Source organism: Pedobacter sp. T50_32 (assembly GCF_057652195.1).
Map to the genome: position 1 here is coordinate 40640 of NZ_JBYFBY010000008.1, position 20205 is coordinate 60844.

22 protein-coding genes are annotated in these 20205 nt (G+C 38.4%); 13 read left to right on the top strand and 9 right to left on the bottom strand.

Annotation, left to right across the window (positions count from 1 at the left end):
• Window positions 1–15 precede the first annotated feature (15 nt).
• The 4 genes from AC23ME_RS18940 to AC23ME_RS18955 are packed head-to-tail and all read right to left on the bottom strand — an operon-like array spanning window position 16 to window position 4039.
• Window positions 16–2040 (bottom strand): WG repeat-containing protein, encoded by a 2025-nt coding sequence (locus tag AC23ME_RS18940; RefSeq protein ID WP_487729316.1) that lies wholly within the window; start codon window positions 2038–2040, stop codon window positions 16–18.
• A 29-nt stretch (window positions 2041–2069) separates the two neighbouring features.
• Entirely contained in the window at window positions 2070–2963 is an 894-nt protein-coding gene (locus AC23ME_RS18945) for a CbrC family protein (protein WP_487729317.1), read from the bottom strand.
• 10 nt (window positions 2964–2973) lie between these two features.
• The gene (locus AC23ME_RS18950; protein ID WP_487729318.1) at window positions 2974–3639 is read right to left on the bottom strand and encodes a suppressor of fused domain protein; all 666 of its coding nucleotides are present in this window, start codon (window positions 3637–3639) and stop codon (window positions 2974–2976) included.
• Window positions 3623–4039, bottom strand: coding sequence for a ribosomal maturation YjgA family protein (locus AC23ME_RS18955; RefSeq protein WP_487729319.1), 417 nt, complete (start codon window positions 4037–4039; stop codon window positions 3623–3625). Before AC23ME_RS18955 ends, AC23ME_RS18950 begins: the two co-directional genes overlap by 17 nt.
• Window positions 4040–4093: 54 nt before the next feature.
• Here AC23ME_RS18955 and AC23ME_RS18960 point away from each other — a divergent pair, with 54 nt between their 5' ends.
• A complete protein-coding gene (locus AC23ME_RS18960; RefSeq protein ID WP_487729320.1) occupies window positions 4094–4522 on the top strand; it encodes a YybH family protein in 429 nt (142 codons plus the stop codon).
• Between the two features lie 193 nt (window positions 4523–4715).
• Window positions 4716–5012 carry a hypothetical protein gene (locus AC23ME_RS18965; RefSeq protein ID WP_487729321.1) on the top strand — a complete coding sequence of 99 codons (297 nt, stop codon included), beginning with the start codon at window positions 4716–4718 and terminating at the stop codon, window positions 5010–5012.
• Window positions 5013–5018: 6 nt separating this feature from the next.
• Here the strand turns inward: AC23ME_RS18965 and AC23ME_RS18970 are convergent, their stop codons facing one another.
• From AC23ME_RS18970 to hemW, 5 genes are all read right to left on the bottom strand, one after another.
• Complete coding sequence (locus tag AC23ME_RS18970) at window positions 5019–6281, bottom strand: DUF5690 family protein (protein ID WP_487729322.1); 1263 nt, start codon at window positions 6279–6281, stop codon at window positions 5019–5021.
• Between the two features lie 286 nt (window positions 6282–6567).
• On the bottom strand, window positions 6568–7182 hold the full coding sequence (locus tag AC23ME_RS18975) for a sugar O-acetyltransferase (protein ID WP_487729323.1): 615 nt from the start codon (window positions 7180–7182) through the stop codon (window positions 6568–6570).
• Between the two features lie 308 nt (window positions 7183–7490).
• The gene (locus tag AC23ME_RS18980) at window positions 7491–8372 is read right to left on the bottom strand and encodes a cupin-like domain-containing protein (RefSeq protein WP_487729324.1); all 882 of its coding nucleotides are present in this window, start codon (window positions 8370–8372) and stop codon (window positions 7491–7493) included.
• A gap of 221 nt (window positions 8373–8593) precedes the next feature.
• The gene (locus tag AC23ME_RS18985) at window positions 8594–9379 is read right to left on the bottom strand and encodes an SDR family oxidoreductase (protein WP_487729325.1); all 786 of its coding nucleotides are present in this window, start codon (window positions 9377–9379) and stop codon (window positions 8594–8596) included.
• On the bottom strand, window positions 9380–10522 hold the full coding sequence (gene hemW, locus AC23ME_RS18990) for a radical SAM family heme chaperone HemW (protein ID WP_487729326.1): 1143 nt from the start codon (window positions 10520–10522) through the stop codon (window positions 9380–9382).
• A 203-nt stretch (window positions 10523–10725) separates the two neighbouring features.
• On the opposite strand from hemW, the gene AC23ME_RS18995 reads away from it, so the two are divergent.
• The 11 genes from AC23ME_RS18995 (at window position 10726) to AC23ME_RS19045 (ending at window position 20040) form a co-directional block, all read left to right on the top strand.
• Complete coding sequence (locus tag AC23ME_RS18995; RefSeq protein WP_487729327.1) at window positions 10726–11823, top strand: site-specific integrase; 1098 nt, start codon at window positions 10726–10728, stop codon at window positions 11821–11823.
• Window positions 11804–12736 (top strand): hypothetical protein, encoded by a 933-nt coding sequence (locus AC23ME_RS19000; protein ID WP_487729328.1) that lies wholly within the window; start codon window positions 11804–11806, stop codon window positions 12734–12736. Before AC23ME_RS18995 ends, AC23ME_RS19000 begins: the two co-directional genes overlap by 20 nt.
• A gap of 129 nt (window positions 12737–12865) precedes the next feature.
• On the top strand, window positions 12866–13210 hold the full coding sequence (locus tag AC23ME_RS19005) for a helix-turn-helix transcriptional regulator (RefSeq protein ID WP_487729329.1): 345 nt from the start codon (window positions 12866–12868) through the stop codon (window positions 13208–13210).
• Between the two features lie 259 nt (window positions 13211–13469).
• Entirely contained in the window at window positions 13470–14018 is a 549-nt protein-coding gene (locus tag AC23ME_RS19010) for a BfmA/BtgA family mobilization protein (protein WP_487729330.1), read from the top strand.
• 2 nt (window positions 14019–14020) lie between these two features.
• Complete coding sequence (locus AC23ME_RS19015; RefSeq protein ID WP_487729331.1) at window positions 14021–14992, top strand: DUF5712 family protein; 972 nt, start codon at window positions 14021–14023, stop codon at window positions 14990–14992.
• Between the two features lie 15 nt (window positions 14993–15007).
• Window positions 15008–15370 carry a hypothetical protein gene (locus tag AC23ME_RS19020; RefSeq protein WP_487729332.1) on the top strand — a complete coding sequence of 121 codons (363 nt, stop codon included), beginning with the start codon at window positions 15008–15010 and terminating at the stop codon, window positions 15368–15370.
• 23 nt (window positions 15371–15393) lie between these two features.
• Window positions 15394–15792, top strand: coding sequence for a hypothetical protein (locus AC23ME_RS19025; protein ID WP_487729333.1), 399 nt, complete (start codon window positions 15394–15396; stop codon window positions 15790–15792).
• A gap of 1 nt (window position 15793) precedes the next feature.
• Window positions 15794–16495 (top strand): ATPase, encoded by a 702-nt coding sequence (locus AC23ME_RS19030; RefSeq protein WP_487729334.1) that lies wholly within the window; start codon window positions 15794–15796, stop codon window positions 16493–16495.
• Between the two features lie 1234 nt (window positions 16496–17729).
• Complete coding sequence (locus tag AC23ME_RS19035; protein ID WP_487729335.1) at window positions 17730–18041, top strand: hypothetical protein; 312 nt, start codon at window positions 17730–17732, stop codon at window positions 18039–18041.
• A gap of 561 nt (window positions 18042–18602) precedes the next feature.
• On the top strand, window positions 18603–18929 hold the full coding sequence (locus AC23ME_RS19040; RefSeq protein WP_487729336.1) for a hypothetical protein: 327 nt from the start codon (window positions 18603–18605) through the stop codon (window positions 18927–18929).
• Between the two features lie 100 nt (window positions 18930–19029).
• The gene (locus tag AC23ME_RS19045) at window positions 19030–20040 is read left to right on the top strand and encodes a LacI family DNA-binding transcriptional regulator (RefSeq protein WP_487729337.1); all 1011 of its coding nucleotides are present in this window, start codon (window positions 19030–19032) and stop codon (window positions 20038–20040) included.
• The last annotated feature ends 165 nt before the right edge of the window (window positions 20041–20205 follow it).

The window sequence follows — 20205 nt, forward strand, 5'->3', positions numbered from 1 at the left end:
GATGACGAAAAAATCCTACCTATCGCCTTTATGAATTTCTCCTTTCGAATTATAGGTAGTGCCGTTATAGTTGTAATAAGTAAGGTTGTCGGCATCTTTGGTAATCTTCATACTTCTAAAACCGTCGTTAAATTTCTTAATCACCTTGTTTTGATGGTCTATTAGTCGGTAACCCATATTGGTTTTTACCAGTGCACTAATTTTAGAGAAATTCTTCGCTTCGTCATACATAAAAGGTATAACCAAAACGTTCTTACTATTGATATAACCCCAATATCCTTCATCATTTTTAACAGGCGCCAAGCCATAAGAGAAAGGCTTTACATCTTTGTATTTAGCATCGTCTATGACTACATCGCCTTTGGTATTGATGAATATTTTTTTGCCAAACTTGTTTTTAACGAGCAATAAGCTGTCCATCCCAAAAAAATCGTAGGTCTCTACAACATAATCTTCCTTGTTTATTTTTTTGCCTTCAGTGTTATAAATATCATCCGTATTGCTGAGGATTGAATAATCTGCAAATTTATCTTTAGAAGTGTAGGGTTTGCTCACGAAGATAAAATTGTTATTTACCTTAAAATCGTTGTCTTTTAGCGTTAATACCTGTTTTAAATCTTTATTAAGCAGGGTATAAACGTCATCTTTTTTATCTCTAAGCACGATGTAATTGCCCTGTACGCTAATATTGTCTAAGGTTGGTTCTATTAAAACTTTGTTGGTTTGCATATCTATCAAACCTTTCGGACCATTTACGCCATCTTCTATGGAATAATACCTATCTAACATTGGCTCATTACGATAAAAGCGATACTTGAAGGGGTCTAGTTTACGGTTAGTTTTATCTAGCCACAAAATGGTGCGATAGCCATCTTCGCCAACCGAGCCCATAAAATAATTGCCCTTGTAGTGGGATAATTCTTCGTATTTAGGCTGCACTATCCATTTTCCTTCTTTATCTAAAATGCCAGCTAAATCCTTCTTGTCATATGCCACGCCATAACCATCAGCGTATTTAATGGTGCTTTGCAACACAAACCTGTAGGTGTTTATGGTGCTTTTTTCTGGCTTCAAGAAAATGTTGATTTGTGTAATGTTCCCTCTGAAATTGTAAATGGCATTCACCAAATTTTCAGGCTTGTTTTTATCTTCCTTCGGGATTTTTGAGTACAAATCTTCTATCAGTTCATCCACGTCTTTATACGCAGATTTTTCAATTTTTTCGATGGTACTTTTGCCTGCTTCGTGATACTGATTTAAAAATTCTGCCGAGAAATTAGCCGAATTACTAGAAGACGACGAGCCGTATTGCTCTATCGCTTTGCCTGCTGAATTGATACCTTCAACCTTATAGATTTTCTCTTTTACTGCTGGTGATAATTTTAAGCTTGCTTTGCCTTCAGTAACAGAAACTAACTCAATTTTACCTGCTGCAAATTGGTGCAATGGTTTCTGCGGACTTAAATTAATAACAGGCATTGCCTCTGGATAATGGTAGCTGGCTTCTAGTTCAATGCTATCTATCCATTTGGTTCCTTTAATTTCGTCTACGGTTTCATCACTTCTGCCATGTAATTCTTTGTTAAAGTCTGCTGTTTTTCCATCTTGATAATAAACTTTTTTAAGTTTTAAAACTGGTTCGGGGAATTTGTAATCATCGTAATCCCTAACGCTGTACATTAAACTTCTGGCACTGTAACTAATGCTCAAATTTGTATTTGGGTACACCACTCTCGGACTGAAGTATAATCTATTGAGTGTTTTGGCAAACTGCTTCTCTATTTGCTCTTTTGGCGAATTGTCGAACCTTTCGGTGGTTCTCACATCTTTCAAATCAACATCTCCAGGGGTTATCCTTAACGAAGTAGAAGAAAGCTTAAGCATCTTCTCAATTTCTTTGTTTTGCTTTTCTAGGTAAGCTTTTACTTCTGGCAAAGATTTATTTTTCAGCTGCGCTTGAATATCTTTTTTAGTGACTTGGGCTAAAGCAGCCGAACTTATAAATAGGAGGAAAGAGGTAAAGTATAGGATGTGTTTCATTAATTTTTAACAGTTAGTTTGTGATAAGGTTAATCGAAATCGTAGTACAACCTATATTTATTGCAGCAAGTACATTGGAAAAGATAGCCTTGGCAAGAGCCATTATCTTGTAGATATTTTGGTAAATCAGTTAGCGACAAACCGCCAGCGTTTGCTAAGTCTGTTTCTATGTCGGCGAAATCGTTTAGCAAAGGTTCAATTTCTTGCCAGCCTACATAACCTTTAAATGCACAGTAATCGTTGCAATGAGCTAACCAATATTCCTGTTGCCAGCCGCTGTAACCTGGAGTACGCTCTACTAATTCTATCAATTTTTTCTGGTCGTCAACATCATCTACACTTACATCATCCTGAAAACTGCCTTCAAATTTTTTAGCTGCTTTTCCATCGGCTATGCACCAAGGGCAAAGCGCATCAATATCATCAACAGCGTAAAATGGTTCGGTGTAGTAAACGTCTGTAGGTTTTTTACAGCAATCGCAGGTTACTATCGTGTCTGTTTTAAAAGCTCCAGTAAGCGTTGGCTCTGGGTGGTATTTGAAAAATGGCAAATCTCTTTTCGCTACTTCGCTTGTAGTTTTTTTAACCTTTGGTTTCGGTTTTACCACATCTTTATGGGCAGAAAGTTCTATCAACTGTGTTTTGTCTTTCTGTTTGTTTTCTATAGCAATTGCTTTTTCCAAGGCGGTAATGGCGTCAACGTAATCCATTGTGTAGGTTTTTACGTTGCTCAACATTCGCCAAAAATTAGCATCATTTGGGTATTCGCTTAAAATAGCGTTCAATTCTTTTTCGGCTTCCTCAAATAAAGGTGTCGATGATTGCGATGGTAAAATATGCTCGAACCAAAACTTGTTGCTTCTTGAAATCGCTTTAGAAAGGAAGATGTTAATCTCCTTCAGTTTCTCAATTCGTTTGTCCATTGCGTTTAATCTAGACTAGTAAATTGGCTCTGTTGTAATCGAAAATTTCTTTTGCGTTTTTCTCGATTAATTTATCCAAAAGTGAGTTGTAGCCATTTTCAATTTTATAGTTCATTTCATCGGCATACAAAGGAAAAACAGAATAGATGTTGATTAAGTTTTCTCCCGCTTGTACCGAAGTAAACTCTTCATCGAAAGTTACAGATGGCAAAATAACTATGCCTGTATAACTGGTGTTTTCTGCATAAGGTTCCATCTCAGCGGTGGCTTGTAAAGTATGACCAATAGACAACCAAGTATCGTAATGATGCGGAAAACGAGCCGCTTCTTTCAGCATGGCGATGAGCCAATCGTTGGGGTTGTCGCCAGTTACTTTACCAAAGGTGATTGACTTGGGTAACAATAACATCAGCTCTGCGAATTGATACTCTTGTGGATTTTCTACAGCGTTTGGAACGGTCATTTCCAAAGTACTCATTCCGGCAGTAAGTAAGATATTGAAATTGTGTTTTTCGGATTGTACGAAATAAACATCGAGGTGCAAATCTGGGGAGAATATTTCGTGGAAAACAGTAATCTCTTCTGAGGTGTAGCTCTTATCTAAGTGTTCGGAAATTGCTTCAGCATGTTCATTAAAACTGGTTCTGTTTCTGAATTTTTCATAGAAGTCGTTCATTGGAGGTGGTTTTGTGTTTTATAAAATAGGTTTCTATAAAAACAACAATAGTTATTCCAATTGTGTAAGCCATGATATCTTCCCACGCAAAAGAGTTTCCAAATACGATGTTAGCGAACTTGTTATCCCCTAATCCAATCAGTTTTACGAACTGAAAATATTGTAGCGTTTCTATCAGGTAAGAGAACAAAAGTGTAGCAATAGCAAGCGGCCAAACCCCAATGTGTACAAAAGCTTTTACAAAATAATAGATGAGGATAACCACTAGCACGTCGCCAACGTATGGGCGAATAAAATTATCGGTAATGTATAAGGCAATTAAAACTTCGATGATGAATATAGTTGCAGCGATAAGCAAGCTGCCCAAATGAAAGCGGAAATGAGGTTGTTGTGTCTGCATTTGTTTAGATAGAATTTAAAAACTAATTTAATCTAGATTTTGAATTAAACGATAATGATGAGAAAAATTATATTCCTTTTGCTAATAGTTTTTTCGACAATGGCAATGGCACAAACAACCAAAGACCGCACAGCGATTTTAAAAGTGTTGGAAAACCAACGCCAAGGGTGGAATAAAGGCGATATGGAGAATTACATGCAGGGATATTGGAAAAGTGACAGTCTATTGTTTGTTGGCAAAAACGGCCCAACTTATGGATGGCAAAAAACTTTGGATAATTACAAGAAAGGCTATCCTGATAAAAGTGCGATGGGCTTTTTAACTTTCGGGATTAAGAAGGTGGAGTTTTTAGCAAAAGATAAAGCATTTGTTTTAGGTAGCTGGAATTTGAAAAGAGAGAAAGATGAACCAAAAGGATATTTTACTTTGTTGCTGAGGAAGATTGATGGTGAGTGGAAAGTGGTTGTTGACCATAGTTCTTAGTTTTCCCTTGTCATGTCGACGAAGGAGACATCTCTGCTAATGCTGTTCGACATTTGTAATGTCTAACTTCGTATCGTAGGATTTTCAATCCGTTTTAATTTCGGGTCAGAGACCCGACGATAAAGCTTCGGGATTACAAATCCTGAAGAGCATAAATTGAACATGTAAGGTTAGATTGACTATTTTTAAGCCTATGGAAAACACTGAATTATTGCGAGAAATAAAAACTGTTTTAGAAATTGTTTTAGAAATGATTGAGGTTTGCGAGAAACAAAAAATAATTAATATTCAAGCTTATTATACTTTAAAAGACGGGTTGAGTGATTTAATTAATAGTATAGAGCACGATGGTTATGTTGGTCGTGAACTTTATTCAAAGTGGGAAAGTACCGTTATGTGGTGGCTGCCAAGAGTTTTAGAAGGCGACCCTCTCTTGGAAAGATTAGAGGTTATTGATAAGGAGATTGCTATTTTAAGCTTTACTCATTAAGGTAGTCTACCTTAATGGTCTACTATACTTCCTCGAAAAATAATACAGCGAATAAAAAGTAAGCACTACGCCAACCACCGATAAAATCATCACGCTGCTTGAAAAGAAAGTAACCCAATTCAGTTTCACTTTAAAAATCTCTTTACTTAATAATACACCAATGCTGCCTACATAACCAAAAGCATCGGCAATGTAAATGAGGAAACCCACGTTGCTGGCATATTTAAAAGTAGAAATCAGTCGGTCGAAAAAGATGGCGTTAAACGGAATGTAAACCATGTACAAGCCCAAACCTACTAAAGTCATCCAAGCAATTGGACTTAAGTGATTAGCTTTAAAAACTACAGTAGAAACACCTGCAACCACAAAACCAATCACGATAAACCAGTGGGCGGTTTTGAGCGCTACAAAGTTGTTTTTAATCATCACCATGCTGCCAATTAATACCAAAACAATAATGGTAATTGGTGTTTCTGTTTTAGAAAATAGAGACGGCTGATTAAAGAAGCCCATTTCTTTCCACATTTCTGCGCTGAAATTATCTCGGATATCCCTAAAAATGGTGGCGAAGCAATAAATGAGCACGCAAGCTACAATTCCACCTAAAAAATCACGGATAAACTTCTTTCTATCGTCGGCAGTCATAGCTACGCGTTCTGCTCTAAACTTAATGTCTTCTTCGTCTGGCTGCGGTATTTTCTCCATCAAGAAAACAAAAATTGCCAATGGAATGCAAAACACTAAACCTGTGTAGAAGGGCATCCAAAACTCTGTAATTCCAAATTCTGCCATTAGCCAGGCGCCTACAGATTTCACAAAGCCCGAAGCGAAAATGAAACTTACTGCTAAAGTAGCACCAATAAAATCGGTACTTCGTCTGCCTTCTACGTAAGAAAACACTACACCCCAAAGCATCCCCAATGGAAAACCATTTACAAATAGAAAAACGATGTTGTAAGGCATTGGAACCACCGCAAAAAGCAACCAACTTAACCAAGAAATTCCTGTTAAAAGTAGGATGATTTTCCCCCGGCCAGTTCTTTTTAACTCAGAGATGTATTTGATGCCGTAAAACTTAGCGAGTAAATAACCCAGCATCTGGCTGATAACCAAAACTGTTTTGTAACTGTAACCAGCAATGGTCAATCCATCAAAAGTAGCAACGGTGAATGTTTTGCGGTAGCCGAAAATCATGGTATAGGCTAAAAACACTACAACGGCGGCATAAAGTCCAGTTTTTACGGATTTGTTGGTATTCGTTTGGCTCATAAAAGGTTAATCTTAATTTGAAGATAACCTAATTGTATGATAAACCAAAGGTTACGATAATTTGAGTTTAATTATTAATAAACTCAAACTGACCTTTAAAACCGATGCTGACCTGTAGCGCAGCGTAAAGCTACGGAGTAAAATAAATTCAGCATGACGGAACGCGAACTTAGCGCACCCTGACCATACAATAGCTGCGAAGCAAATTTATTTCAGGGTCTGCTAAATCAAATATTTAATTGTAATTAGCTGTTTTCCTTAAAAAATCAACACGGTTACACTTTGTTTATTCGCCTAGTTTGAAATTCTTGTAGTAAAAATCTTTGTCTGCATCTGTAATTTCTCTAATTATTTTGCAGGGATTGCCAGCGGCGAATACGTTATTGGGAATATCTTTGGTAACCACACTACCAGAACCAATAACTACGTTGCTGCCAATAGTAACACCAGGATTGATGACTACGTTTCCACCTAGCCAAACACTATCTCCAATAGTAATAGGTTGTGCCCATTCATGCTCTTGGTTCCGCAAATGCGAATGTAACGGATGACCAGCAGTGTAAATTGCAACGTTTGGTCCGAAAAAAGCATGGTTGCCAATGGTAACTTTAGCACAATCTAAAATCACTAAATTGAAATTGCTGTAGAAATGGTCGCCAACTTCAATGTTGTAACCGTAGTCGCAACGAAAAGGTGGCTCTACATAGAACATGGTTTCGGTTTTGCCGAATAATCTTTTGATGAGTTGTTTACGCTGCTTCATTTGCTTTGGAGGAAGATTATTGAACTCGAAAACGATTTCACGTGCTTTTAAGCGGTCGTTTGCTAACTCGTTATCTCCAGCTTGGTAAGCTTTGCCAGCTAGCATTTTCTCTTTTTCGGTAGGTTGTTTTTGTTCCATGATATTGCTAAAGTAAGCAATGACATGAGTAAGCCGTAATAATTTTTAAGTTTATGAGATTGGAGTGTTTTTTTACAGGTTTTGGTTTACAATTCTGAGATTATTTAACCTTAGCGTTCTTTGCGAATTCTCTAAATCTTCGCGTTAAAATTAACCGCAAAGTAAAGTAAGAGCTACGCTAAGAACGCAAAGATTTGCATAGGCTTTGGTTAATAAACCCGATTGAAGTGGATCCCGATTTTTCATCGGGAGTAACAAAAAGCGGGGCTATCGTAACCGACGCCCCGCTTCAACTGCTTTTCTAATATCTATCTTGGACTGCCATTTTTCATTGCTTTTTCTGCAATTACAACAGCTTTTTTCTCTCTCCAATGTGCATATTTTTCTTTGAAAGCCATTTTGATTAAGCTATCTACAGCGCCGTGTCTGAATAAACTCCAAACGCTGGCAACTTTGCGAGAGATAGATTGGTCCCAAGCACGTAGGCTTAAAGAGAATGAGCCATCAACGTATTTCATCCAGTGCCACATGCCTGTTGGCATAAATAAAGTATCGCCATGCTCTAAGAAAACTTCGTAACCTTCCACGCCTTTTAAAGCAGGGAATTTTTCGAAATCGGGGTTGTCTACTTTATAATCTTCCAATGCGTAAGTAGCGTTTGGCAAGCAATATAACCTGTCTTTCCACTTGTAATCGAACAAAATGATGTGTTTTCTGCCGCCAAAATGGGTATGGAAAATGTGTGGTAAATCTATATCGTAATGTAAGAAAGTTACCGAGTTTGAACCACCAAAAAACATTGCTGGCATACTTTCGATAAAGCCACCCATTAAATCTTTAGGAATTTTGATATCGTTAATTAAGCTCGGAACTTTTTTAAATAAGTTGAAGAAAAATATCCTTAACTCTGTAGGTTCACGCTTGATTAAATCTAGGTAATCGCCAAATTTCATGTGCGCTGTAGCTGCATTAATTGGCTTAGACGGGTCTGCTTTTGAGTTGTCGTACAAAGGTACTTCAAGCTCGCCGCCAATTTCTTTCAAGTATTCGGTAGTCCATTTTTCTCTAGCAGGCCAATCTTTGGTTAGGCCTCTAATTACTAGCGGACGTTTAGGTTTTAGGTAGTTTTTTTTAAAATCTTCGGGAGTGATGTTCTCGACGATATCTACCGATTTTAAATTAAAGCTCATTTGTTTGATTTATAAACTTCGGATTAACTTAATGAAAATTAATCGGTACAAAGTTGTGATAAAAAACGTTACGATGTATAAGTATTGTATAAAAGTTGAGAATAAAATGATATAAAACAGCTTATTTTAGGAGCCACAGACGCATAGATTTAGTTTGTATATCAACTTTGTAAAAAGAATTCGTGATTTAGATCTGTGCATCTGTGGCTAAAACTTGCGATCTAAGTAACTTTTGCTTTCTTAATGATTTTAGCAAAGTAGGAAGGAAATAGACGCTTTAATAATACGCCTTTTACTTCTTTACCCCCAATGTAAACCTCGTCTTTCTTTTTTTCTATTGCTTTGATAATTTGTTTAGCGCATTCGTCTGCCGGCATTCCATTTTCTTGGGCTTGATCCATTGTGCCTTGTGCAGAACCATCTGCAGTTAGTGCGTTAATGGTTACTTTGGTTTTAATAAAACCTGGGCAAGCTAACAAAACGTGAATATTGGTGCTGTCTAATTCTATCCTCAGCGACTCGAAATAGCCGTGTAATGCATGTTTGGACGCAGAGTAGGCAGAACGCAAGCTGGTGCCAAATTTACCAACTAAACTACTTACACATACAATAGAACCGCTATCTTGCCTAATCATTTGAGGAAGCACGGCTTTGCTTAAAATTACTGTTCCCCAAAAATTAACATCCATTAAACGTTGTTCGGTTTTAAGGTCGGTTTCTAAAGCTAAAGCCCGCTGACTAATGCCGCCGCTGTTAATCAGAATGTCAATTCGGCCATAAATGCGGATAGCTTCTTCAGCCTTTTTAGGCAAGCTTTCGCTGTCTTCTAAATCTAAAGAAAGTACATGAATATCTATTTGGTTACGGCATTTTTGCTTTACTCTGAAAAGTTCATCGCGGTTACGTGAAGAAATAATGAGTTTTGCACCAGCAGCACTCAGCTCATAAACCAAAGCTTCACCAATTCCTGATGAAGCGCCAGTAATCCATATAACTTTGTCTTTCATTTAATTAAATTCTTCGTCGTCCATAAAAAGCGAGGCAGCAATGCCATCGGCAAATAATTTTCCTTTATTACTAAGGTAAATCTTATTTTCCGATAGGACAGCTTTACCTTCCTGTATATGAGATTTAGCCTCATTTTTAACAAATTGGGCACTTCTGTTTCCAAAATCTTTTTCAATTTTCTCGAGATCTGTTCCCCACATTGTTCTCAATGAAGTCATGATGTACTCATTGAATTTATCAGCTTTGCTTAATTGCTCTACAGTTTCTGGAAGCTGATTTTTAAACAGACTTTCCATGTATTTAGCATTATTTGCAATGTTGATGTACCTATCGTGCCCATCAAAACCATGTGCAGATGGGCCAATGCCTAAGTAGGGCACGCCTTTCCAGTAATTGGTATTGTGCACTGCATATTTTCCAGGGCGGCTGTAATTAGAAATTTCGTAATGCTCAAAGCCATTAGCGGCAACAATGTCAATCAGCATTAAAAATTGTTCGGCACTTTGATCGTCGTTCACATCGGGTTGTTTTCCTTTTTCTATGGCATGAGCAAGCGCTGTTCGCGGCTCTACTGTAAGAGAGTAGGCAGAAAGATGTGGTATTTGTAACTCTATAGCTATCTGAATGTTGGTCTTCCATTTTTCATCGCTAAGCAATGGATAGCCGTAAATCAAATCGATGGTCAGATTTTCGAAGCCAGCATCCTGACTTCTTTTAATGCAATCTGTAGCTTCTTGTGCATTGTGCGCTCGGTTCATCCAAACCAAATCCTCATTAAAAAAAGATTGTGTGCCTATACTGAAACGATTGATCGGTAGCTTTCTTAGTTCCGAAATTTTTGCTGCAGTAAGGTCGTCTGGATTGGTTTCTAAAGTTATTTCAGCATGTTCATCAATCGCAAAATGTTGTTCTAACGTAGCAAATATTTTTTGCAGTGAAGAGCTTGGTAAAACCGATGGCGTGCCACCTCCAAAATAGATGCTGCCAATGTGTTGGCCTGCCAAGCGATCCTTCTTAAGAACGATTTCTTTACAAATGGCATCTACCATCTCATTTAGATATTTAGCAGAGGTGGTAAAATGGAAATCGCAATAAGTGCAAGCTTTTTTACAGAAAGGAACGTGGATATAAATGCCGGCCATGCTATTTTGATGAGTAAAATGATGATAAAACAGAATAGAAAATTATATATAAATAACTGTAAATCAATATATTTATATTTTCATATTTTATCTCTATCTTTTGCATTTTATCATATTTTATGTTACTTTTGTTACTCAAATGTTACTAATTGGTTATTTCGAGTAACAAAAGTAACAAGGTTTGTTTCTTAAATTTTTTTGCCATGGTTACTGTTAGATATAAAAAACTTAAAGACGATAGATACAGCGCTTATTTAGATGTTTATTCGAACAATGGACAGGACAAAGGTAAGCGCAATTACGAATTTCTCAAGATTTATGTTTCCAAGGACTATTCCGATCCAAGTACTCGCATTGCCGAAGTAGATAAGGATAAGATGAAGGTCATCAAGGCAATCAGGAACAATCGTGAGGATAAAATGAGTTTTTCCGAGAACGGCTATCAGCAGACTGCAAAAATCAATTACAACCTTATCGATTATTTTCGAAGCTGCTTGGCCAAAAAGCACTATTACCGTTTAGAATGCGTAACCATACAATTGGAAAAGTATGCGGATGGTGAGAAGATTTATTTCCAGGATATTGATGAAGAATTTTTGACCCTTTTTCAAGATTATCTTTTAAGTGTGGTCAGCCAGAATACGGCAAGTTCCTATATGACTACTTTTCGGCAATATTTCAATAAGTTGGTCGTGAAGGGTATCGTGCAGGTTTCTCCATTTCCGACATTTAAGATTGTTGGGCTTGCCGAAACCGAAATTACGACCCTAAACATTGATGAGGTGCGAATGTTAGCTGGTTGTATTCCTAAAAAGGGAAACAGCCAGATCAGGCAGGCCTTCTTATTTTGTTGTTTTACTGGACTTAGGTTTTCCGATGTGAAAAAATTGACCTATGATGAAATTCAGGACGGTCATCTTGTTTTTCGACCTGCAAAAACTACACAAAAGATTGTAAGAGTTCCATTGCTAGATGATGCACGTTCGGTAATGGATAAGATTGATATCCATCCAAAAAACAATAAAGTATTTTGGGGTTTGCCTTCTAGTCAGGTTGTGAACGTTTATCTAAAGTTTTGGGGACTGGAAGCAGGGATTAAAAAGAGTTTACATTTTCATGCTGCAAGACACACTTTTGCAACAATTGGTCTAACTTTTGGTATAGATCTTTACACGATGCAGAAATTGTTAGGGCATTCCAAGATTGAAATGACACAGATTTATGCCAAAATAGTGGATGAAAAGAGAAAAGCAGAAATGTTGAAATTCCCCAGCCTATTAGATGAAAAAAGTACTCTTTGAGGTGTTATTGCTTGCAGTCTATCTTGCAATCTTCTTCCAGTTTCACCAGTTGAGGGTGCCACTGGTGATAGGGGTGGTAGCGATTGCACTTTGGGTGGTGCCAATACAGCTTTTGCTTTCGGTGAGCACCACCAATTGGATCAACGAGATCACTGGAAGATATCATAAGCTACCTCTGGAAGAACGCTTGGAGCAGATCAGATCAACCTTCGAAGGGCTATCTGATGTTGAAGCCGTCAAATTGAGGTGGTTCTATATCCAGGCCTGCCTGTTCCATTATATCACAATGCTTGTGGTGGCACTTGGTTTTGTTGCGTTAACTCTGCTTTTTCTCGCTGGTGGCGTAACCGCTCAAAAACTTTCAATTTCCACAATAGGAGTGCTCACTGCAATCATTGCTGCTGTCATAGGCTATTTTACTTTACCAAAATTATACCCACCAACGGTTAAGAAGAACATGGATGAAACGTTTCATCTTTTCCTCAGTGCAGAATGGAAGAAAAAGCTCTTCAGAGAGGGACGTCAAATCGCCGAAAAATCCGTTGAAAGAACATTTTATGATTTTTGGTTGGAAGGAAAAACCCTTGAAGAAAAAACACTGGCCTTCTCTGACTTCATCGAGCGAATCAACGCCGAAAGTGCAAATGGCCGATTACTGGAATGGGGCGATCAGGAAAAGCTCGAGATCAGGTGCGTCATCCATGCCAGAGCTGTCAGCAAATCGCTAGCGGGTTTTCTCAAATACTGTATCGAGGAGCGAAAGGTGCTTTCAAACGAAATCCTTCATCATACGCATAGAGAGCTTATAAGGGATGTATTTCATCTGGAAGATATGAAAAGCCTAGTATTCCTTGAAGGACAGCGCTACAGGAACACTCCAGTAGAGTACGTAGATCTGTACAGGATAAAATAACACTTCACTGTTTTTTAATCGATAATATAAACCTACTTTGTTTGATATAACGAAAGTCGTTCGATAGCTATCGAACGTTCGTATTGTGCTGTATTTATCTTTCCATTTGCAATATAAAATGGAGGTAAGATGAAGATAAACCCAGAAAAAAGATTGATCGATCTGAAAGTTTCAGATCTGATAGAAATTCTGCACCAAGAGTCGCCACGGATACCAGCAATTGCCCAGGTTAGCGAGGAGGATGAGATCGGTGGCTACGAAATTGCCGAACGGATTACCGGATATTCAAGACAGACTCTTTACCAGCTGAAATCCGCAGGACAGTTACCCTATCTGTCCCTACCCAATGGCGGGGTACGGTTTTCCAAGAAAACAATCTTGGCTTGGCTGCTGTCACATAGGCGCCTCACTGAAGCCGAAGTTTCGGAAAAGGCAATGGAATTTGAGTTCAAGAGAAAGCTGCGAAGGAGATAACTGGCTTCGGCGAAGAAATAATGACAACAGTTTATGTACCATTTAGAACCGTCGATTGTCGGGAAATTGTCCATTTTTCCTTCAAAAAATGGAGCGAGCGGAGGTTGGGCAGAGCCCTACCTTTCTCGCCCCAGGCTATCGCCATGGGGGTTTGGCGCACCCTCCAGGGGTGCGCTCCCTTTGCCAATGAGCCTAAAGACCACATTTCAGCACCCCAGCTAGGGTGCGATATATCTGGATATACCAAAAAACTAACATTATGGGAAACGAATCACTAAAATCAATCAAATACTCCGAGGCCGAAGCGACCAAGCTTGAAAAACTTGCACTAAAGCTGGGAAGGCCCAAACGACAGGTTTTCCTTCAAATGGTGGAATACTTTTACAGAACAAAAAAAGATCCACTGGACATTAACGACGATATGCTAAGGGCTACCATCATGCGCCAGTACAAGGACTATGTTGGGTTTATAAAGACCCAGGAAAACGAACTGCTGATACCGACCAAACGCGAAATGGGGAGAATGATCGACTCTCAGAAGAAAGTAATCACGGGATTTGGCCTGCTTGCCAAGCAGAATGAGCAGATGCCGGGACTTATCGAACGTCAGAACCAATATCTCAGCGGGCTGGAGACCAATTATCGCAGGATCGCACAATTGCTAAAAGACAAAGAACACCTCAAGGCGTTGTTCCTCGGCATACTCGAAAGCTATGCCTCCGCTCGAGATAATCTATCGGCGTTGGGATCCAGAAAGGAAAAGGAGCAGCTCTTGTCTACTACACTGTACCAGATCAAAATGCTATAGCTATGTACATCAACATCACCGATAAAAAAGAAGCGAACAACAAAAGCAGCTGTTCGAGCCTGGTCAATTATCTGGAAAAGGAAAACAGGATGCATCTTGCCGATGCGCCAGAGCGATGGTTTGGCCACAATGGTGCCGAATTTGAACCTTTCGAGGTGCGTAAGGGCATAGATGCCAATGTTGCTAAACTGGGCAGACAGGATGCCAAATTCTACCTGATCAACATCAGCCCCAGCCAAAAAGAGCTCCACCACCTTGAGAAAATGTTCGGCAAGAATGGGACGTCTGAAGCACTGAAAAGCTATGCGGAAAAAGTGATGGACGAATATGCACGCAATTTCAATAGACCGGGAATCAATAGCAACGAAGACCTGTTGTGGTTTGCAAAACTGGAACACCATAGGTACTATAGCCATAATGACAGAGAGGTAAAAGATGGTGCCAGAAAAAGAGGCGAACTAAAACTTGGAGACCAGCGGCATATCCAGGTCATTGTCAGCAGGAAGGACATTGCAAATAAGGTCAAGCTCAGTCCGATGAACGCTTCGCGTGGAAAAAACGTGGAACATTCCAAAAAAATGGGGCAATTTGACCGGACTGCCTTCAAGCGGTGCGGCGAAATGGTGTTCGACCGGGAATTCGAGTTTGAAAGGGGACTAAAGGATATGATGGACTATTCCAATATCCAGAAAAACGGAACGATCGAACAGCGAAAACAACTGGATATACTTACCGCTGGAGCAAATATGCAAGAAGATCCAAACCGGATTATACCCAATCTTGCCATGGAGATTTCCAATGGGCTTTTTAAAAGCGCTGGTGTTATGTTGGAACATGCAGGTACTACAGCATCAAAATTTCTCGACATTATGCTTGAGCCGGTATATGTGCCAATAGTACAAGAGCCCAATCCCATGTACAAGAAGAAAAAGAAGATCAGTGAACAGGATCAATCCCAACAGTTGAGTAGATAATAAAAAAATCAAGTTATGAGTATACAAAAAGAACAATTAAAAATTTTTCAGGAGGTCCAGTCACAGCTTGAGCTGAGGGTCAGGAACTTGGAAAGAAAAGTGTCGGAATACCCGAGGATAAGAATTCCAGACTATTCTAATGATCTCAAGCTCGCACGCAGGTCCATCGAATCTTTCCTCGCCGCCGGTTACCAAAAACAAATGGCGCAGACCATGGAACAGATCAGACAACTGGTTGAAAGCATGCCACCTGTCGTTGTCGTACAGTACCACCACCATTTCGCCAAACTGACCAAACGGGTAGTTGTTGCATTTTCCGTGCTGATCGCCTTGCTTGGCATTGCTATTTGGCTTGCCTATTACTTTTACAAGCACTAAGTACACTCAAAATTTGAAAAAATATGAAAAATTATGTAAATTTGAACATACTGGATTTCCAGCCATTGGCCCTGAGCATTTTTATAGATGCCACAGAAACCCCGAAGGGCATCATTGTGCCACTTTGCGATTGGCCAAAGCTGAAACCGGCAATAGATCCACGAAGTCCACTTTATAAGCTTATGGCAACCCTGACATTTGTACCTTTCCATGAACTTACCCTAGAAGAGAAATCAATACTTCTGGAAGACAAGTTACGTGAAGTAGAACGGGAAAACCTTAGAAAGGGTTCCTTTCGTGCGTACAAAAATGAGCTTTGTACATCCCAAGATATTTATGTCAACGAATATGCTGACCGTAAGGAACTTGTGAGCATAGATGCGAAAACTGGTAATATTTCCCTGATCAAAAAGCTGGATTGAAATGAACCCTTTACAGCTTTACGTTTTGGCTGGTCCCAATGGGGCGGGCAAATCGACCCTGTCTGAAACATTTGTCCCTCCAGGTACAGATATTTTTGACGGTGATAAGGAAATTGCCCTTTTAAGGCACAAATATCCGATGACCGATAGCGGAGACCTTTACGATGCGGCAAATGGTGTCATTTTTCAGAAGAGAAAAGAATATGCCATTGCCGCTGGCAATGATTTTGCATTTGAAACAAATTTCAGAACAAAGGAAGTCATGGAAAGTGTCAAGCAGTTCGAGAAGGCAGGATATGAAACCAGGCTGATATTTATTGGCCTTCCAACGATAGAAGATTCACTTTTCCGGGTGCATATGAGAGTGAAAACAGGTGGACATTTTGTAGATGCCGACAATGTCAGTAGGAATTTTTCGGGAGGTATGGAAAATCTCATCAGTTTTTACGACAGGTTCACCTCTGTAGATGTATTTGAGAGTTCAATGGAGCAGGATTCTCCGTTCAAAATGAATTCCCTAGTCACGATCAAGAAAGGAATCATTACTGCACAGGCTGAAAATCTGCCCAATTGGATGAGGAGGCTGAGTAATGAGATTGATAATAAGCGTGAACAAGAGATCAAGTCGCATATCCAGAAACAGCCAAAGCAGGAAAAAAACAGAGGACATGATATAGATGGTGGGATGGGAATGGGGAGATAGTACGAATTCTGTATTATCCTGATTTTCCCCACGCTCGTTTGCGGCCTACAAAAAAGGGAACGGCTGAGGCCTGTTCCCTTTTCTTGTTCTTTCATCTACGGAATTAGATTGACATGCCCATCCGCTGCATTTACAATTGGGATTTCGCATGTGTTTGGCTTTCAGTGTTTTCATCCTCAAAAAATTTTTCTGAACAAGAACTACTACTCTTATAGCTCAAGGTATCTGATTTCTCGATTTAGCTGATCGCTTCTTTGATTCCATCTTTTGGCATAAAAACAAAAGTTCAAATACTTCCAGTGACCATTAGGGTTTTTTATTCCTAAATTTTAACTACAGGTGAAATAATTTTTTAAATACAAGACTGATAGAAGCTGACCTAATTAATGTTGAATAAGCGATAATCAAGTTAAAAAAGAAGTCCTATATCTAACACTAATTGATTGGAATTATAAAAATTTAAAACGCTTAAAATCAGAATTTTAATTTAATTGTTGTCTTGTAGAACATGGGTGCTGCGCATCGCTTTGTTTTTCAAAAGTGGACAGGGTGGGGGGCGGTCAAATGAGGTACGTTGGGTTAGACCAATTGAATTTTTATTGAGTAATAAGAAGGCTTGTATTTAATTTGCTGATTTTCAATTTTTAGCTTAAAAACGGAGGCCACTATCCAGTGGTAGCTCCGTTTACTTATTAACTGACCTTTTATTAACTCACAAAATCACCTCTGCCAGCTTCATTGACATTTATAAAAAGATTTCAATGAAAAATAAAAGTATCTTCTATTTTACTGGAATGGAAAAGGCAACCTCTTCCGGAGGTAGGCACTACTCCCTAAACCATCTACAGGATAGTTGCGTTTTGTTGATCGCTATTCTAACAAATCCTCCTGTCAAAAATCTTAACCTCTAATTAATTGAGCATAGGCAATTGTACTGCAAAAAAATAATGTAGCGATCAATATCATCCTACTCGACACCATTCACCTCCTTCCTGCCATAGCTAACTAGAAAGTAATTGACCGAAGCTTTTTGTGAGACCAGCTCGAGCCCATAGCTAGCCAGTTTCTTGCGGATCGTCTTTATATCCGTCGAAGGATCTAACTTCTCACCGATAACAGAAAAGAGGCTAGCGCAGTTGATATTAAACTAGTATTAAACCTTAAAGATGAACTGGAAACGGCAACTAGAAAGACTACCATTGTTGATGGTACTTATCTTAAAATAGAAGATGTGTTGGAAACTGGAGCTGAGCCAGTTGATTTGAGGTGGAACGTGGTAACACCTGCTACGGCTAAAATCATAGATAAACAAACCATCACGCTTTCTCAGCAAGGTAAAAGCCTTTTAGTTAAATTCAAATCAGATATCCCCTTTGACTTGGTTATACGTCCTTCAGAAGATCCTGCTAAGTATAAGAATGAATTTGGTGGTTATAATTATGCCGAATACAACCAAAAAAATACAGGTACGATCATGATTGGTTTTGATGCAAAAATATCCGCCAGTAAGAAAACTATTTTTAAGATTGTATTTGAGGATAATTAGATTGTATAAATCGTAAATCAGCCTTTCAATCAGCATCCAATAATTGAGAATCCATTTTTCATTCATTATATTTAAATAACGATTTTATTTAGTTCTTCATAAAAATCTTCGTCTATTTCTGCGATTCTCTTAAGATCTTCATAGAGGTTTTCGCAGAATTCAATAGAAATGGAAGCCAAATTGGGCAAGCACTTTTTTGTTTGCTTGCCCTTTCTTTTCGGCTAATTTGCTTTTGATATCATAGACAAGCGAGAATTATTTAGGACAGCTTAGCCTCAAGTATAGCAATTTTTGTTTCTGCTTCCATTTTATTCCTTGTGATCCAAGCTTTCCAAACCACCCTAAAAAGGCATGCTTACTATCTGGATAGGCACACTTTGTCAATGAGATGCTGAGATATGGCCTAATGATAGGTTATAATTGAAGTTATTGAGGCATAAAAGTCAAAATTGATACTATTTGACCTAAAATTTATAATAAAAATCTGTTTTCTCACTTAAACTTGCAGTTGTTAAAAGGTCAACTTTTATCAGCTAACCAAGTATATAACCAACTCCCCAAATGTTTGAACAAGAACGTACAGAAGTTTTACCGATGCCCAATAAAATGTATAGGCGCAAAGCGATGCAGCAATTAATCTCGCTGTTTTCAGTCCTGTGTATTTTTGCGCCATGTTTTGGCCAGTCAGAATTTATTACTATATGGAAAACGGACAATTCCAGTGGGGCAAATATCAATACAAGCACTACCCAGATAAAACTACCTTTTTACGGAACATCATATGCGGGAAAATGGGAAAAGGTTGGCGAACCTACTGTAAAAGGAACTTTTAGTAAAGCCACTCTTTCTGGCAATGTGCTGGATTTTAACGAAATCCACAGTACATGATTGAAAATATAACGTAATAACACGTAAGAGAATCTTTATCATTCTAAAAATCTCTTTAGGTTTGTTGCTAGAAATCTATCTTTGTTTTACAGAACTACAAATGGATCGCATAAACATTAAAAAATTAGCAGAAGAGTTAAATCTTTCTAAATCTACGGTATCTAGGGCTTTTAGGGATAATGACGATATTAAGGCAGATACCAAGGCTCGTATTTTAGCTAAAGCTAAAGAATTAAATTATCAGCCTAATCACTATGCGAGTAATTTACGTGAGCAAAAAAGCCGTACCATTGCCATTATAGTTCCAGAGCTTGCTAATAATTACTTTTCTCAGGCAATTCACGGAATTGAAAGAATAGCTCGTGAACACAACTATCATATACTTATTTATGTTACCGATGATGATTACCAAAAGGAAGTAGATTTTATAAGGCACTTACATAATGGCAGGGCCGACGGTATTATTATGTCTGCTTCTGGCGAAGCCAATAACCATAGTTATTTAAATAAATTAGGAGGAAAGCGTTTGCCTTTGGTGTTTTTTGATAGGGTGTATGAGGATATTGATGTACCTAGGGTAGTCACAAACGATTACGATAGTAGTTTTAAAGCAACAGAGCATCTTATTCTGCAAGGATGTGAAAAAATAGCATACTTAGTAGTTAACAAGAGTTTAAGTATTGGCAAAACACGTATGCAAGGATATATAGATGCATTAGAAAAGTATCGAATTAAGTTTGATGACCGTTATATCGTAGATTGTAGCAATAGCTACGAAGAAAATGATGTAATTGTTAAAGAAGTACTAAAGGATTTAAAACCCGATGGTATTTTTGCTTCTGTAGAGCGTTTGGCATTTGCAACCTATTATGCTTGCTACGATTTGAAATTGGAAATACCAAAAGACCTTAAGGTAATAAGTTTTTCAAGCTTAGAGATAGCTCCTTTGCTAAATCCTTCTTTAACCACTATTACCCAACCAGCTACAGAGATAGGTGGTCAGGCTGCGCAACTTTTGTTCAATATGTTAGAGGGGGAAGAGGTGGTGAACACTATTCAGGAAGTAGTGTTGAAATCTAAATTATTTATCAGAAAATCCACAAATAAATGATAAGCTTTTGATGCAATTTCGATCGATTTTTTTGCATCAAAATTCTGCATATTTTTTTTAACTTTTTTGTAAGCTTAGTGTATTTTGGGAAGAATTTTGCCGAATTCTTGGGAACGTTCCCGAAAATTCATTAGGAAATACACGTGTATTTTCGGGAACGTTCCC